This is a genomic window from Chloracidobacterium sp. D, from assembly GCF_018304685.1.
Classification (GTDB): Bacteria; Acidobacteriota; Blastocatellia; order Chloracidobacteriales; family Chloracidobacteriaceae; genus Chloracidobacterium; species Chloracidobacterium thermophilum.
This window is the reverse complement of sequence record NZ_CP072634.1, coordinates 1,557,357-1,572,668: the sequence shown is the minus strand read 5'-3', so window position 1 is coordinate 1,572,668 and position 15,312 is coordinate 1,557,357. Positions and strand designations below refer to the sequence as shown.

Here is a 15,312-nt window from a genome sequence, read left to right as displayed (position 1 = left end):
ATGGCGAATGGTGAGTGGCGAGTGGCGAATGGTGAGTGGCGAATCGAGGCCCGTCTGCCCGGCTGTGTGACGGATCGCTACGCGCTGGCTTGGGCGACGAGTTCCCACTCGGCGTAGAGGGCTTCGAGCCGCTGCGTCAGCTTTTCGTACTGCTGGTGAAACTCGCTGTAACGAACCGGGTCGGTCGCCACTTCCGGCGTGGCCATGGCGGCGGAGACCGTGGCCAGGTCGGCCTCGGCGCGGGCAATGTCGGACTCGATGGCTTCCACGGGGCGCACCTTGCCCCTGGGTTTCTTTTTGGCTCCGGGTGATGTCCCGGTGGGGGCGGCTGGGGGCGCAGCCGGTGACGGAGCATGCGCCTGAGCATGCGTCTCGGCCGGCTGGGCAGCAGGTCTGGCGGTCTCGGCGGCTTTGGCGCGCCGGGCGGCTTCGCGCTGCTCCGCCTGGCGGATTTCCCACAACTCGCTGTAGCTGCCGTCAAAATCGCGGCTGCTGCCGGGTTCAAGCCAGAGCAGGCGGGTGGCGACGTTGTCCAGAAAATAGCGGTCGTGCGACACGATGAGGCACGTGCCCGGATACTGCACCAGCGCCATTTCCAGCGCCTCGCAGGAGGGAATATCGAGGTGGTTGGTCGGCTCGTCGAGGATCAGCACGTTTGAGCGGCTGTAAATGAGCTTGGCCAGCGCCAGCCGGCCCCGCTCACCGCCGGACAGGGTACGGATGGGTTTGAATACATCGTCGCCGGTAAACAGAAACCGGGCCAGAAATGACCGCAGCTCGAATTCAGTGGCCGACGGGTTGACGCTTTGGAGTTCAGCAAAAATCGAGTTGGCGAGGGTCAATGACTCCAGCCGTTGGTCGTAGTAGGCGGTTTTGACGCCCGTTCCCCAGCGTAGCGTGCCGGTGACCGGCGGCAGGATGCCGAGCAGCGTTTTGAGCAGGGTGGTCTTGCCGGCGCCGTTGGGGCCGACGATACCCAGCCTTTCACCCCGGCGGACCACCAGATTGAAAGGGCCGGCCACCGCCTTGCCGCCATACCCCACGCGGAGGTCTTCGAGCGTGAGAACCCATTCGCCCGAACGCGGCACGTGCTTCATCGAGAAGTTGCCCTGCGGGGCATCCACCGTGGCGGCTTCGATGCGCTCCATACGGGCCAGCAGGTTGCGCCGCGACTTGGCCTGTTTGGTCTTCTGTCCGGCGATGTTGCGCCGGATGAACTCTTCCTGGCGGGCAATCTCTTCCTGCTGTTTTTCGTAGTGCCGCTGCTGGATTTCCCGCAGCGCGTCCCGTTTGGCAACATACTCGGTGAAGCCGCCCGTGTAGGAAGTCGTCTTGCCACGGTCGAGTTCGATGGTGCGGGTCGTCACCCGGTCGAGAAAAAAGCGGTCGTGGGAAATGACCAGATAGGCAGCGGCATAGTTGGTCAGGAATTCTTCCAGCCACTCGATAGCGCGCAGATCGAGGTGGTTGGTTGGCTCGTCAAGCAGCAGGAGGTCGGGTTGCCGCAGCAGCAGCATCCCCAGGTGGAGGCGGCCCTGCTGGCCGCCGCTCAGCCGGACGGCCGGCTTGGAAAAGTCCTCCCTGGTGAGGCCGAGACCGAGCAGGACTTCCTCGGTGCGGGCCGGGTAGGTGAAGCCCCCCTGTTCTTCAAAACGGTGCTGGAGTTCGCTGTAGCGTTCGAGCAGGTCTGCCAGGCAGTCTGAACCCTGCCCCGGTTCAGCCATGGCGTGTTCAAGCTGGCGCATCTCGCGCTCCATGGCCTGGAGTGCGGAAAAGACACTCAGGGCCGCTTCCAGCACGGTCACTTCCGGGGGGAAGTGAGGGTGTTGCTCCAGAAGGCCGAACGACAGGTTGGTGGCGCGGATAATCTGCCCCCGGTCGGGTTGATCCAGTCCACACAGCAGCCGCAGCATGGTGGATTTGCCAGCCCCGTTGCGCCCGACAAGTCCGATCTTTTCGCCCGGATTGACCTGGCAGGTCACGCCGCGCAGGATGTCATGCCCGCCGTAGCTTTTATGGACATCTTCAAAGCGAAACAGCATAGGTCCAACTGCTCACCCTTCGGGTTTTGTGTTGCCGGCACGGTCCGGGTGAAACGGCGATTGTGCCCATCCACAGTGACTTCGGCAAGCGCCCTTGACTCCATTGAAGCGCCTTTCCAGAAAAGACATATCGCCGAAATGACACATTTCAGTCATGATGAGCGCGTTCGGCCCAGCAAGGCACATCTTCATTTCAGGGTAAGTGCCCTATGTCGGTTTCATCTTCACCTTCCGTTGCGGTCGTCGTCAGCGTGGCTGAAAGCCACCGGGAACGCATGGCCGAAGTCGTGGACGCTTTGCAGGCGGCCGGATTGACGGTGGTCCGCCGGCTGCTTGCACTTGGCCAGGTGACAGGTTCTGTGCCACGGGAGCGTCTGCCCGAGCTTGAACGGGTGCCGGGCGTGGCCTACGTTGAACTGTCGGGTGATTATCACGCCCTGTAAATACCGAACGGAAGAACGGGCTGTGGTGCCGGCCCTGAACGGTGTCCGGCGTCCGGCGCGATCTCCGTACTGACGCCATGAGGGTCAAGATTTTCTACCACGATCACTGTTTCGATGGTGCCTGCTCAGCGGCCGTCTTTGCCTGTTTTTACCGGCGGGCTTTTGACGCACAGACCGAGTTCAGTTACGCCGGCCTGATGCACCGTCCGGGGGGCAGTTTTGGCGAGATGCAGTTTGATGCTGATGAGCATGCCCTCCTCGATTTCAAGTTTCATCCAAGTGAAAAAATCACCTGGTGGTTTGACCATCACCAGAGCGCCTTTCTGACCGTCGTGGATGAAGCTCTGTTCCGGGCGGATACGAGTGGCAGGAAGTTCTTTGATCCGAGTTACAAGTCCTGTACCAAGTTCATTGCCGACATTGCGCGCGACCGGTTCGGAGTGGAGCTGCCGGAACTGGCCGAGTTGATTCACTGGGCGGACATCATTGACGGAGCGCAGTATCCCGACGCCGAAACGGCCGTCAATCTCAGCGCCCCAGCCATGCAACTGACGCTGGTGCTGGAAGGGTCGAAAGACCATCGGCTGCGGCAATCCATCGTCAAGGCACTGCAGGTACGCTCGCTGGCCGAAGTCGCTGCCGAGCCGGAAATCCAGGCGGCCTTTGCGCCCATCCGGGCGCGTCATGAGCGCGCCATCGAGATTTTCCGTCAGGTGGGCGAATGTCACGACGGCGTGGTGTTCTTCGATCTGACCGGCTACGACATCGAAGGCTACAACAAGTTCATTGCCTACTGGCTGTATCCGCAGGCGCGCTATAGCGTCAGCGTCAGCCGTGGCGCCTATCGGTCAAAAGTGTCGGTTGGTTACAACCCCTGGAGCGGACGCCCACGCGAGCACAACATTGCCAGTATCTGCGAGCGGTATGGCGGCGGCGGGCACGCGGTGGTTGGGGCTGTCTCGCTGGCGCCGGAAGCCCTGGAGCGTGCCAAGGTCATTGCGCGTGAAATTGCCGCCGAACTGCGGGATGTGTCCACCGGTGAAACTACCGGTGAAACGGTGTAGGTGACGTGCCGTGCAACCCATTCTCTCTGCGGCCCACATGGCCGAAGTTGATCGGCTCACCAGTGAGCAGTTTGGAATTCCCGGACTGTTGCTGATGGAAAATGCGGCCGTGGGTGCCACCCTGGCCATCGAGCAGCACTTTGGTCCGGTTCAGCGGCGGCGCGTCCGGGTGTTTTGCGGCAAAGGCAACAACGGCGGTGACGGCGCGGCCGTGGCGCGACAACTCTGGATGCGCGGCGCACAGGTCGAAGTGCTGCTCTTCGGGAAACGCGAGACGGCCCGTGGCGATGCGCGCGTCAATTTCGACATCGTGGCGCAGTTGGCGCAGGCGTCGCCGCAGATTCGGCTGGTGGAACTTCAGAGTGAAAGCGACTTCGCGGCCCTGCTCAACAACAGCCCCTCGCGGTTCAACCTGCACGTGGATGCCCTGTTCGGGACAGGACTGGCACGCGGTCTGGAAGGGATGTTTGTCAAGGTGGTGGAGTACCTCAACAGCACTCGCCCGTACGTCCCGGTTTGCTCTCTGGATATACCTTCCGGTCTGGCAGCCGATCTGCCCCATCCGGTGGGTGTCCACGTCGTGGCGGATTTGACCGTGACCTTTACGGCACCAAAGGTGGCCAACGTGCTGCCGCCGGCCGGACACGTCAACGGAAAACTGCGGGTGGTGGACATCGGTTCGCCGGAGTCTCTGCTACGCGCCACCCCGAATCACCGGGCGACGTTGTTTCTGGTCACGGAAGAGGGGGTGCGGGCGTACCTGGAGCGCACCCGCCGGATGCCGGATGCGCATAAAGGTCATGTCGGGCATGTGCTGCTGACGGCCGGGTCGCGTGGAAAAACCGGCGCGGCGGCACTGGCGGGCGAAGGCGTGCTGCGCGCCGGGGCCGGACTGCTCACCATGGCGATTCCGGCCAGCGCCCAGGCTCTGCTCGTCAGCCAGTGTCTGCCGGAAGCCATGACGCTCGCCTTGCCGGATGACAGCCACGGCCGGCTGACGGAAGAGGGCCTGCGCGCCGGTTTTGCGGCGGCAAATCAACATACGGTCTGTGCCATTGGGCCCGGATTGGGTACGGACCCGGCCGTGCGTCGCCTTGTGCAGTGGATTGTGCAGGAAGGGCAGTCGCCTGCGGTGCTCGATGCCGATGCCCTCAACTGCCTGGCGCCCTGGCAGACCGGACGCGGCACACCGGAGCGCCCCATCATCCTGACGCCCCATCCGGGAGAGATGGCGCGGCTGCTGGGGGTGTCCGTCAATGATGTGCTGGTTGACCGGCTGGGCGCGGCCCGTCGCCTGGCTACGACCCACCATCTGTTTGTGGTGCTCAAGGGGTACTACACGCTGATTGCGACGCCGGAAGGTGACGTGTACATCAACCCGACGGGCAACGCCGGCATGGCCACGGGAGGTAGTGGTGATGTTCTGACCGGCATCGTGGCCGGTTTGCTGGCACAGACGCCCCATCTTCCCCTTGAAGCCACTCTGGCTGCGGTCTATCTGCACGGGAAAGCGGGCGATCTGGCAAACGAGGCGCTGGGAGAACGTTCGCTGGTGGCTTCCGACATCCTGCGTTTTCTGCCCCAGGCGTTCAAATTCCAATCCTCAGCCGGGTAAGCAGAGCTTCAGGACGTGGAGACCTGCGGTTTTGCCGGTGGGGGGAACTGCCCCGATGCGGTCGTTTCCGGCGAGGGAGAAAAGACCGGTGCCGGAGTGCCGGTTGGCGTACGCCGTCCCTGTAACCGTGAGTCTGTCGCCGGTTCCTCCCGCAACGGCGTCGCCCTGGCTTCCCTGGGCAGAAGGACGATGACTTCCGCCCCCGAAACGCCATCCGTACGGTTGCAGAGATAAATCCGTCCGCCGTGATCCGAGATAATCTGATAGACAATCGCCAGTCCCAGCCCGGTGCCACCCTCCCGGTTGGAGTTGAACGGTTCAAACGGACGTTCCAAGTTGTCCGGGGGGAAGCCCGTCCCATTGTCCAGGAGCCGGATTTCAATCTGGTCAGCCAGTGGCGTGAGCGTGATGCGGAGTTCGCCCCCGTGTGGCATGGACTGAAGGGCATTGCGGGCCAGGTTCCATACAACCTGTTTGAGCTGGTCGCCGTCGGCCACGATGGACGGCAGATCAGGGGGGAACTGGAGCGTGAAGGTGTGGTCAGGACGGGTTTCCGGGCTGTGTTGCAGCAGGGAAATGGTATCGCTGATGAGCCGGTCAAGCTGGATGGTTTTCAGTTGCAGAGGCCGTGGGCGGGCATACCTGAGAAAGTCCTCGATGGTTCGGTTCAGACGGTCGGATTCGCGCAGCACGATACGCATGAGCTTGCTTTGCTCTTCGTCGAGCTGGAGTTCGGACTGAAGCATCTGAATTGCGCCGCGCATCGCAGCCAGCGGGTTGCGAATCTCGTGGGCAATCCCAGCGGCCATCTTGCCGAGCGCCGCCAGCCGGTCCTGGCGGCGGATTTCTTCCTCAAGTTTGAGAATTTCGGTCAGGTCCTGGAAGGAAAAAACATAACCGGTCGTTTTGCCCGACTCGCTGGTGAGCGGGGAGACAGCAAAACCAAGGTGCAGGGAGCGCCCGTCGGCAGCCGGGCAGTCGGCTTCAAACCGGTGAAAGGTATCCTTCTCCAGGTGGCCTGACCGAAAAGACCCCGATGTAGTGGTGAGGTCAAACTTCTGGCTGAGGTCGCCGAAAACTTCCTGAAGGGACTTGCCGCGCACCACGCGGGCGGAGTGGCCGGTGATTTCCTCGGCAGCGCGATTGAAGGTGATGATTTTGCCCTGCAAATCCACGGTGACGAGTCCGCTCTTGATGCTTTCAATGATGCGTTCATTGAGGACGCGCAGTTGGGCCAGATCGCGGGCGGCAGCTTCCAGTTCGGCATCGCTGCGCCGCAACCGCTCGGCAAGCTGGCCGCCGAGCACCGTCAGCGCCAGAATGGCAACGACATAAAGCAGCGGATTGTTTTGCAGGTAGCGTTCATTTTGCTCGACGATGGCATAGCCGCCCACGAGAAGCCCGACCTTGAAGGAAACGAGCAGCCCGACGTAAGCCACAGCACAGCTTACGCCAATGGCAATCGTTCCCAGGCGCGGCAAAATCATGGCCGCCACAAAGATGATGACCAGGTAAAGCGGCACAAGCGGGAAGGCCGAATCCCGCATCTGGTAGGTGAGCCAGGTGACGGCCAGCACGTCACCCAGCAACTGGACGTAGGCCTGCCAGAGATATTGCTCGGACATCCGCAGCCAGGTGAAATACACCACCGAGAGAAACCCCACGGCGACCACCAGCAAAACCAGAGGCTGGGGATTGATGTCGGCATTGGCCCACGATGTATCGGCGCGCGCCATGGCTACGGCCAGCGCCAGCAGAATCGAGACGACGACGAGCCGCGAGACGATGAGGTTGAGAAGGCGGGTGTAGAGCGGATTCATAAACCGTAGGCCTGCGGCAGCCAGCATCAGTTCAAGTCCCAGTCAAAGGTGACGACTTCGGGACCAGCGTCCGGCGGGCACTCGACGACAAGCGCGGCACGGGTCTCCTCTCGTGAGACATCCCTGACGAGCCAGGTCTGCCCGGAAGCATCCTGTATGGTGAAGTGGGAGACGTAACCCGTGCAAGTCCCATCCCAGGGGAGATCAATGTGCAGCAGGCGGCGCAGGCTGGCTTTGCCCTGTGCTTTGAGCAGAGCCTCGTGGCACACCCAGTACCAGGCCATTGCCCGGCGTTGTTCCTCATCCGACAGGGCGCAGAGCCTACGATAGGTTGCATCGGGCAGACACCGGCGGGCGAGACCCCGCCAGTTGGCCCGTCGGTAAGTGACTTCAACATCCACTCCAATCCGCTGGTGGAGGGTGACGGCCAGCAGTCCGAGGTCGCCGGCATGCGTCAGGCTGAACATCAGGTGGGGAACTTCTGGCAGATAGGGCCTGCCGTTGGGCGTGTAGGCGAACCGCAGGTGCTGGGGGGGCAGACCGAGGTAGCTTCCCAAAATGGTGCGCAGGCGGGCGCGTCCCAGGCAGAACTGCCGGGCAGCCGCCGGCCGCCGGAAGCGCCGGGCCCGCTGCCGCTCATCGGCGCTGAGCAGACTTTCCACAGCTTCCACAGGGGCTGACTGGGGCAGGGGCAGCCACCAGAGATGAACAGCAGCAGAGGAAAGCACGGGCTGCGCCTTCGCCGGAGTTGCCGATTGGTTGGGAGTCTGGTTTAAGTAAGAGGTTGTCATTGATTCTGAAAAGCCGGCTTGGACTGCGCCATGTCTTTCCTGCTTGCCGAACGCCTGTTTACCGCCTTATTTGGCGAACCCACTGGGCCGCTGTATGACGAGGGCTACGCGGAGCGCCGTCCTGCCCGTCCGAGCACGGCACGCCCACTGCAATATGAACTGCTGCTGGATGCGCCCACCCTCAAGCTCCGGCACTACCTCCCTTTGCGTCGTCCGCGCCGGCGTCTTCCGGTCCTGCTCGTTCCACCGCTGATGGTGACGGCCGATGTCTTCGAGCTGCATCCGCGGCGCAGCCTGGCGCGTTACCTGGTTGAACAGGGCTATGATGTCTTTTTGCTCGACTATGGTAAGCCACAGTCGCGTGACCGTCGCCTGTCACTGGGGCGCTACATCGAGCACCGGGTACATACCGGGGTGCGGATGGTCAAGCAGGTGACGGGATCGGATGAACTGTCGCTCATTGGTTACTGCCTGGGCGGTATTTTTGCCAACTGCTATGCCGCGCTGCATCCGCAATCCGGCATCCGCAATATCGTCACGATTGGCACGCCGACGGATTTTTCGGCCATGCCACTTCAGCGGATTCTGGCTGGAGTTTCCCGCCAGCCGCTCGAAACTTTGGCGGCCACTTACGGTTACATTCCGGCGGCCGTCTGCAACGCATCCTTCCATCTGCTGCACCCGGACGCCATCCTGCGTCACCCGCTGGAGTTCTGGCGCAGCCTGCGTGACCCGGACTTTGCCGCGTCGCTTCGCCCGGACGGAGGCCGATATCTCGAATACGTCAACCTGACGGAAGCCGCCTTCCGGCAGTTGTGGCATAACTTCGTCATGGGCAATGAGCTGATGCAGGACCAGTTCACCATTGGCCACCGGCGGGTCAACTATGGACGCATCCGGGCGGCGGCGCTTGTTCTGGCCAGCCGTGAAGACCGGCTTGTGCCACCGGCAGCCGTCACGGCCGTGACCAAAAAACTGACAACTCAGGATGTGACCGTACGGTTCGTCAAGGGAGGGCATCTGGGGATGCTGATAGGTTCACGGGCGGAACGAACCTGGCGCATCACGGCCGAGTGGCTCGACACCCGTTCCCGCTACCAGGCCCGCTACCGGGCGACGACCAAGGTCAAGGACAAGCCGGCCACGGTCGTTCCGCTGCCGGCGGCTTCCCTCCCGCTGCCGGCCGTCCTGCGCAAGGTCTCCTGAAGTCCCCTGAAGTCCGGTCAATCCATGGAAACGGTCACGTATGAAGTCCAGGCAGGGGTCGCCGTCATCACGCTGCGGCGGCCGGAAGTGCGCAACGCCGTGGACGACCCCACGGCGGCGGCACTGGATGCAGCTTTTGACCGCTTTGAAGGTGATGACGCCTGTGCGGTCGCCATCCTGACCGGCGCGGGTGGTCACTTTTGCGCCGGAGCTGACCTCAAGGCCGTCGCTGCCGGGGCCAGAGTCAATCTGCACGAGACGGGACTGGCTCCAATGGGACCCACCCGCCGTCGTCTTCCGAAGCCGGTGATTGCTGCCATTGAAGGTTATGCGGTTGCCGGGGGGCTGGAACTGGCCCTGTGGTGTGATCTGCGGGTTGCCGCCCAGACGGCGGTGTTCGGTGTGTTTTGCCGTCGCTTTGGCGTGCCCCTCGTGGATGGCGGAACCGTCCGCCTGCCCCGGCTGATCGGATTTGGGCGGGCTATGGACCTGATTCTGACAGGCCGCCCGGTTGCCGCCGAAGAAGCGCTGGCCATTGGGCTGGTCAATCGTCTCTGCCCGGAAGGCAAGGCGTTGGAAACTGCGTTGGCTTTGGCGCAATCCATCGCGGCTTTTCCCCAGACCTGTCTGCGCAGCGACCGCCAGTCGCTGTATGAACAGGCCGGGTTGGACTGGGAACAGGCGCTCCGAAATGAGTTCCGGCGCGGAATGGATGTGCTGGCCACGGGTGAAACCCAAGCCGGCGCCCAACGCTTTGCGGGTGGTGCCGGTCGCCACGGAGCCTTTGAATGAAGCGCCCAGCCTGGCGGAGCACCCAGGTCGTTGTTGTCGTTGGGTTGGCTCTCGCTCTGAGCCAGATGCTGGTGGCGCAGCAGCGTTTACGTTGGCGCCCTGCGCCGCCGCTGAATGGCCGGGTCGCCATTGCCCCCACCACACTTCCCACGGACTGGCTTTATCTCGACCCGGACAGCGCGCGCCAGGAACCGCTGGTGACGGAAAACGCAGTGTATGTCCCGCTGCGCACTGGGAAGGTCGTGGCTCTGGCGCGAACGGACGGCGCGCGACTGTGGGAAAGCGCGCCGGGCGTGGCCACCACGGCCAAACTGTATCGCCTGGGAGATGCCCTTCTGGCCTGTGCCTCCAGCCCGGCGGCGGATGGCTCCCCGCCGGGCGGTATTGTCCGCCTGCTCGACCTGACAACCGGCGTGGTTCGCCGTGAAGTGACGCTGCCGGCGCCCATCACCTCGCAGGTGGTGAGTGACGGCCTCTGGCTCTATGTCCGGCTCGGAACGAACGAGATTGCAGCGCTGAACCCACAGGATTTTTCCCGCGGCTGGTCCGTCACTGGCGATTTTACAGAACATCTCGCCTATGCTGCAGGTGCGGTGTTCGTTGGCACTTCTGCCGGCGCGCTCTGGGCGTTGGACGCCAAAGACGGTCGCCGCCGGTGGACCTGTGTGCTGGGAGCAACGCCCGGGCCAGCGGCTGCTGGGGAAGAGATGGTGTACTGTGGTACTTCCAATGGTGAGGTGGTCGCTGTCAGACGTGCCGATGGCCGCTTGCGGTGGCGGCGGCGAACGGGGGCTGCCGTTATGACCCCGCCGCTTATCCGTCACGGACAGGTTCTTGTTGCCTCGTATGATAACTTTCTTTACGCCTTCCATCCGCAGACCGGTGAGTTACGCTGGCAACAGCAGATGGCAGGTCGGTTGGCGTCGCCTCCCTCCTGGTTGACGGAGACAACCCTGGCGGTGGCCGCCCTCGACGACTCTGAAATTACGGTCGTGCAGGTGCCGGATGGACGTATCGTGGCGCGATGGCAGCTTGCCACCGAGCGCATCTTCTCGGTGCTGCACGTGGAGCAGGGGATGGTGGTGATGGCAACGGAACGGGGCATTGCCGCAGCCCGGCTCCAGTGAGGCTTCCGGGTGGGAGGAGGTGGCGTGCCAAAAGGAAAACTCGCGGAGGCGCATGCGGTCCGGTGGCCGTCACGAACTTCAAATTCGCTGCGTCCGTGTGGCAACACGGATGGGTGGGTTCGACTCCCACACGCCTTCGTCTCCAAAGGCTGTGTTATGAAGCCAAAATGGCCCCAGTCCGAGGCCGGATTGCGGTCATGCGGCGTGCTGGCGAATAATCGTCCCAGGCGCGTACCTTTCGACGTAGGAGTTGCTGATGTCAAACGCCCTCAACCTTTCGCACCTGGTGGAAGACCCGGCAGCGGTAGCACGTCCGGGTTGGTCCCGATGGTGGCGCTGGGCTGCCCTGCCCCTGTCACTTGTCATCTCCGCATCCTTGGGAGCGCTCACCACACTGCTGTTCCTGCAGTGGTTTGCCACAACGGATGACTACCGGCAGGTGGCGGCTCTGGCCGACTTTCAGCCCAGTGTGGTGACGCGCGTGTATGCCGATGACGGGCGGACGGTGATTGGGGAATTCGCGCTGGAGCGGCGGGTTCCGCTGTCCTACGACGAAATCCCGTTGCGCATGCGCCAGGCCATCATGGCCATTGAGGACGCCCGCTTTGAGTATCACTGGGGCGTGGACCCGATTGGTTTGGCCCGGGCCGCCTGGAAAAATTTTCTCGCCGGGCGGACGGTGGAAGGTGGCTCAACCCTCACCCAACAACTGACCAAGATTCTGTTCCTGTCGCCGGAGCGAACCATCGAGCGCAAAATTCAGGAAGCCATCCTGGCGCTGCAAATTGAACGGCAGTACACCAAAGAGCAAATCATGGAGTTGTACTGCAACCAGATCAACCTGGGTGGGGGCGCGTATGGCGTTGAAGCTGGCGCGCAGTACTACTTTGGCAAATCCATCAGGGACTGCTCGATTGAGGAATGCGCCCTGCTGGCGGCTATTCCCAAGGCCCCTTCCGGTTACTCGCCCATTTTGCGTCCGCAGGAAGCCAAGCGCCGGCGCAATCTGGTGATTACCAACATGCTCGAAGCGGGCTACATCACGGCGGCCGAGGCCGAAGCCGCCAAAGCCACTGAGCTGAAGCTCAACGTCACTTCAGCGCGGGAACTCAACACCAGCGGGCCGTTTGCTTACGTTGTCGAAGAAGTCCGCCGCGAACTTGAAAGCCGCTTCGGAACGCGGGGAACCCACACCGGCGGCTTGCAGGTCATCACCACGATTGATGCCCCGGCGCAGATTCAGGCCGTCAATGCGGTGCGATGGGGGCTGCACCGGTATGAAGAGCGCCACGGCGGGAGCCGGCGGGATACCCCCATTCCGAACATTCTGGAAGAACTCAAGGGCAAGGACCTTTCCACGTACCGGCACCCGGAATGGGCCTATGAGCCGTTCAACGGTATGTATCTGCACGGACTGGTGATGCGCGTCACCGGTCGGACGGCCGAAGTTTCCTTCGGCAAGTACCGGGCGACGGTCACATTTTCGCCCGACCATCCCCTGCGCGAAGGGGACCTGCCGATGTTTGTCATCAAAAGTGGTGCGCCGCGCAACAGCGCCATGGAGCCGGTGATTGATACCCCACTGCCGTCGGCACCGGCGTCAACTTCAGCGCCGGGCCGCAAGGGACGGCGCGAGTCAAGTCCGCCTCCTACGGTGCCAGCTCCCAACGGGGTCCTTCAGGTTGAACTGCGTTCCCTTCCGGCTGTGGCTGGGGCCCTGCTGTGCCTCGATGCCAGGACGGGCGAGATCAAGACCATGGTCGGCGGCTATGACTTTTCGCAGTCAAAGTTCAACAATGCCACTCAGGCCAACCGGCAGACCGGTTCCTGCTTCAAGCCCTTCATTTACACCGCGGCCATCGAGAACGGGTGGACGCCGGATGATCTCGTCTCCGACACCCCGTTTCAGTCCGGCAACTGGTCGCCCCGGAACTATGATGGCGGCTTCACGGGGCCGATTCCGCTGCGTACGGCGCTGGCCAAATCCCGAAACATTCCGGCCGTCCGCTTGCTGGCCAGTGTCGGAATTCGGCGTGGGGCAGAAATGGTCCGGCGCTTTGGCATTACCAATCCCATGGCACCGTACCTGCCCTCGGCGCTGGGGGCGACGGAAGTGCCCCTCATTGAGATGGTTGCGGCCTATTCAGTCTTTCCGAACAAGGGTAAACGGGCCAAGCCCCACCTCATTCGGCGGATTCTCGATTATGATGGACGAACGCTCTTTGATTTCGACCGGGATGAAACGGAGCGTGAGACGCGGGTCATTTCGGATTACGTTGCCGCCCAGATGGTGGACATGATGCGCGGCGTCGTGGACGGCGGCACAGCCACGAAAATCCGCGCCGTGGCGGATGGCGATCTCAACAAGCGTCAGATCGGCGGCAAAACGGGAACGGTCAACGACTGGACCGATGCCTGGTTTATTGGCTACACCCCTTCCATTACCTGCGGGGTGTGGATCGGCTACCCCGGAGAAAAACGAACCCTTGGGAAAGGCGAAACCGGAAGTGAAGCCGCGCTCCCTATGTGGATTGAGTTCATGAAGGTCTATCTGCGTGGCAAACCGATTGAAACCTTCGACAAAGCTCCGGCGCCGGACGCCGAACTTGAAAAGCTCCAGGCAGAACGGGACCGCCAGGAGCGCAAAGAACTTGAAAGCGGTGTGGCCACCTTGATGGAGGATACGGAAACCTCATCGGCCAAGCGGGCCATCACCGGTCAGCCAGGCTCACCACGGGATGAGGAACCAACCCGGCCCCGCCGGGCACAGACGCTGATGGAGGAAACCACCGGGCAAACTGCTGTGGATGAGGCCCAGTCGGCGAAGCGCGCGCAGCGACAACGCCCCTCCGAACCAAGTGATGTGGTGCCACCGGCTCCGAAACCAACGGTCAAGAAACCATCATTCATCACGGATGACCCACCCAAGCCACCCCGGCGGGAACCGCCTGGGAGAGATCGTTAATGGTTTCAGCGCCAAGGAGACCATCGGTTTCCACGAAGGAGAACCATGCTGTTCTGGAGACGCAAGAAGGATGAAACGCCGGCTGAACGGGCTGGCCTGACCACCCTCTTTGGGAATGAGCCGATTCCGTCCCCGTCAGCGCCACCGGCCGGGGTTGAGGTTGCAGAGCCAGCGCCACTGCGGCCCGATTCACCCCAGTTGGAGATGGTTGTCCCGGAGCCGGCGGCCTCTCCGCCTCTGCCTGTGGCTCCGCCGTCGCAGCCTATGGCGTCGCCGGCGGCTGACCCCCAGACGGTCGCCTCCATGCCGGTGGAAACTGTGCCAGCGTCAGATGTCACGGCTGAGCCAGCCCGCCGTGGCCTGCTTTCCCGCTGGCTGGGATGGCCGGCGCCAGCGGATACGCCAACCTCCGGCGGTGTCCCAGATACAGCACCACCGGGCCAGCCGGTCACGAATCCGCCGCCGGCCGTCGTGGACGAGCCGCCACGGGAGACCTTCCTGCTGCGGATGAAAAACGCCGTACGGCGAACCCGGCAAAATCTCGTAGGCCGACTCGATACCCTGGTACGCGGCAAGAAGGTCATCAGCCCGGAGGTGCTTGACGAACTGGAAGAAATCCTGATTGGCGCCGATATTGGCGTCCGCACCACCCTTGAGCTTGTGGAGAAAATCCGCACCCAGGTGGATCGAAAACTGCTCAACGACACTGACGAACTCAAGCGGGTGTTGCGCCAGGAACTGCTTGCTTTGTTGCGGGCCCCGGTCAAGTCCGTCTCCGGGCGTGCTGTGCGCTCGGAACTCGATATTCCGACCGACATCCGTCCGTACGTCATGATGGTCGTTGGTGTGAACGGGGTCGGCAAAACAACGACCATTGCCAAACTGGCCCATCTCATCAAGCGCGAGGGCAATGACGTGATTGTCTGTGCCGCCGATACCTTCCGGGCCGCCGCTGCCGACCAGTTGACCGTCTGGGCGGAACGGGTCGGGATTCCAGTCATCCAGCAGAAGCCGGGGACTGACCCGGCCGCCGTGGTGTATGACGCCCTTCAGGCGGCCAAATCACGCGATGCCGATGTGGTCATCGTGGATACGGCCGGACGGTTGCACAACAAAGTCAATCTGATGAATGAGCTGGAGAAGATGTCCCGGATTGCCCGGCGTGAAGTGCCACAGGCGCCCCACGAAGTGCTGCTGGTGCTGGATGCGGCTACAGGGCAGAACGGACTCGAACAGGCGCGCCAGTTTGCCAAGACCGTCCCTGTGACGGGTCTGGTGCTGACCAAGCTCGATGGCACGGCCAAAGGCGGCATTGTGGTGGCAATTGCGCGGGAACTGGGACTGCCTATCCGTTATGTCGGCACCGGTGAACAACTGGATGACCTGGCCGTGTTTTCACCGGAGGCCTTCGTGGACAGCCTTTTCGAGTAAGGGCGAATAACCATTC

The 15,312-nt window shown here is 62.6% G+C and carries 11 protein-coding genes and 1 tRNA gene; 9 read left to right on the top strand and 3 right to left on the bottom strand.

Translation table 11 applies throughout. The features are described from left to right. Nucleotides 1-77: 77 nt before the first annotated feature. Nucleotides 78-2,042, bottom strand: a complete 1,965-nt coding sequence (locus J8C01_RS06540) for an ABC-F family ATP-binding cassette domain-containing protein (protein ID WP_211431400.1) — start codon at nucleotides 2,040-2,042, stop codon at nucleotides 78-80. A gap of 209 nt (nucleotides 2,043-2,251) precedes the next feature. Between J8C01_RS06540 and J8C01_RS06535 the strand changes: the two genes are divergently transcribed. The 3 genes from J8C01_RS06535 to J8C01_RS06525 all read left to right on the top strand — a co-directional run bounded on the left by J8C01_RS06535 (nucleotide 2,252) and on the right by J8C01_RS06525 (nucleotide 5,164). Further along, nucleotides 2,252-2,485 carry a hypothetical protein gene (locus J8C01_RS06535; protein ID WP_211431399.1) on the top strand — a complete coding sequence of 78 codons (234 nt, stop codon included), beginning with the start codon at nucleotides 2,252-2,254 and terminating at the stop codon, nucleotides 2,483-2,485. A gap of 77 nt (nucleotides 2,486-2,562) precedes the next feature. Further along, nucleotides 2,563-3,549 carry a phosphoesterase gene (locus J8C01_RS06530; protein ID WP_211431398.1) on the top strand — a complete coding sequence of 329 codons (987 nt, stop codon included), beginning with the start codon at nucleotides 2,563-2,565 and terminating at the stop codon, nucleotides 3,547-3,549. Between the two features lie 10 nt (nucleotides 3,550-3,559). After that, on the top strand, nucleotides 3,560-5,164 hold the full coding sequence (locus J8C01_RS06525) for a bifunctional ADP-dependent NAD(P)H-hydrate dehydratase/NAD(P)H-hydrate epimerase (protein WP_063174132.1): 1,605 nt from the start codon (nucleotides 3,560-3,562) through the stop codon (nucleotides 5,162-5,164). Between the two features lie 8 nt (nucleotides 5,165-5,172). Here the strand turns inward: J8C01_RS06525 and J8C01_RS06520 are convergent, their stop codons facing one another. Then, the gene (locus tag J8C01_RS06520; RefSeq protein ID WP_211431397.1) at nucleotides 5,173-6,984 is read right to left on the bottom strand and encodes a two-component system sensor histidine kinase NtrB; all 1,812 of its coding nucleotides are present in this window, start codon (nucleotides 6,982-6,984) and stop codon (nucleotides 5,173-5,175) included. A gap of 26 nt (nucleotides 6,985-7,010) precedes the next feature. Further along, complete coding sequence (locus tag J8C01_RS06515) at nucleotides 7,011-7,712, bottom strand: 4'-phosphopantetheinyl transferase family protein (protein WP_211431396.1); 702 nt, start codon at nucleotides 7,710-7,712, stop codon at nucleotides 7,011-7,013. A 93-nt stretch (nucleotides 7,713-7,805) separates the two neighbouring features. Between J8C01_RS06515 and J8C01_RS06510 the strand changes: the two genes are divergently transcribed. The 6 genes from J8C01_RS06510 (at nucleotide 7,806) to ftsY (ending at nucleotide 15,296) form a co-directional block, all read left to right on the top strand. After that, nucleotides 7,806-8,981, top strand: a complete 1,176-nt coding sequence (locus J8C01_RS06510) for an alpha/beta fold hydrolase (RefSeq protein ID WP_211431395.1) — start codon at nucleotides 7,806-7,808, stop codon at nucleotides 8,979-8,981. A gap of 24 nt (nucleotides 8,982-9,005) precedes the next feature. Then, nucleotides 9,006-9,773 (top strand): crotonase/enoyl-CoA hydratase family protein, encoded by a 768-nt coding sequence (locus J8C01_RS06505; protein WP_211431394.1) that lies wholly within the window; start codon nucleotides 9,006-9,008, stop codon nucleotides 9,771-9,773. Further along, nucleotides 9,770-10,900 (top strand): outer membrane protein assembly factor BamB family protein, encoded by a 1,131-nt coding sequence (locus tag J8C01_RS06500; RefSeq protein ID WP_014099828.1) that lies wholly within the window; start codon nucleotides 9,770-9,772, stop codon nucleotides 10,898-10,900. Before J8C01_RS06505 ends, J8C01_RS06500 begins: the two co-directional genes overlap by 4 nt. Nucleotides 10,901-10,944: 44 nt before the next feature. After that, nucleotides 10,945-11,045, top strand: a tRNA-Sec gene (locus J8C01_RS06495). Between the two features lie 111 nt (nucleotides 11,046-11,156). Next, entirely contained in the window at nucleotides 11,157-13,865 is a 2,709-nt protein-coding gene (locus J8C01_RS06490; protein WP_211431393.1) for a penicillin-binding protein 1A, read from the top strand. Between the two features lie 45 nt (nucleotides 13,866-13,910). Next, nucleotides 13,911-15,296, top strand: a complete 1,386-nt coding sequence (ftsY, locus tag J8C01_RS06485; RefSeq protein WP_014099826.1) for a signal recognition particle-docking protein FtsY — start codon at nucleotides 13,911-13,913, stop codon at nucleotides 15,294-15,296. The last annotated feature ends 16 nt before the right edge of the window (nucleotides 15,297-15,312 follow it).

Excerpts from the sequence above, each read along its gene's own strand:
- J8C01_RS06530 (WP_211431398.1), top strand. The coding sequence starts at position 2,563 with ATGAGGGTCAAGATTTTCTACCACGATCACTGTTTCGATGGTGCCTGC.
- J8C01_RS06535 (WP_211431399.1), top strand. The coding sequence starts at position 2,252 with ATGTCGGTTTCATCTTCACCTTCCGTTGCGGTCGTCGTCAGCGTGGCT.
- J8C01_RS06505 (WP_211431394.1), top strand. The coding sequence starts at position 9,006 with ATGGAAACGGTCACGTATGAAGTCCAGGCAGGGGTCGCCGTCATCACG.
- J8C01_RS06540 (WP_211431400.1), bottom strand. The coding sequence starts at position 2,042 with ATGCTGTTTCGCTTTGAAGATGTCCATAAAAGCTACGGCGGGCATGAC.
- ftsY (WP_014099826.1), top strand. The coding sequence starts at position 13,911 with ATGCTGTTCTGGAGACGCAAGAAGGATGAAACGCCGGCTGAACGGGCT.
- J8C01_RS06500 (WP_014099828.1), top strand. The coding sequence starts at position 9,770 with ATGAAGCGCCCAGCCTGGCGGAGCACCCAGGTCGTTGTTGTCGTTGGG.
- J8C01_RS06510 (WP_211431395.1), top strand. The coding sequence starts at position 7,806 with ATGTCTTTCCTGCTTGCCGAACGCCTGTTTACCGCCTTATTTGGCGAA.
- J8C01_RS06520 (WP_211431397.1), bottom strand. The coding sequence starts at position 6,984 with ATGAATCCGCTCTACACCCGCCTTCTCAACCTCATCGTCTCGCGGCTC.
- J8C01_RS06490 (WP_211431393.1), top strand. The coding sequence starts at position 11,157 with ATGTCAAACGCCCTCAACCTTTCGCACCTGGTGGAAGACCCGGCAGCG.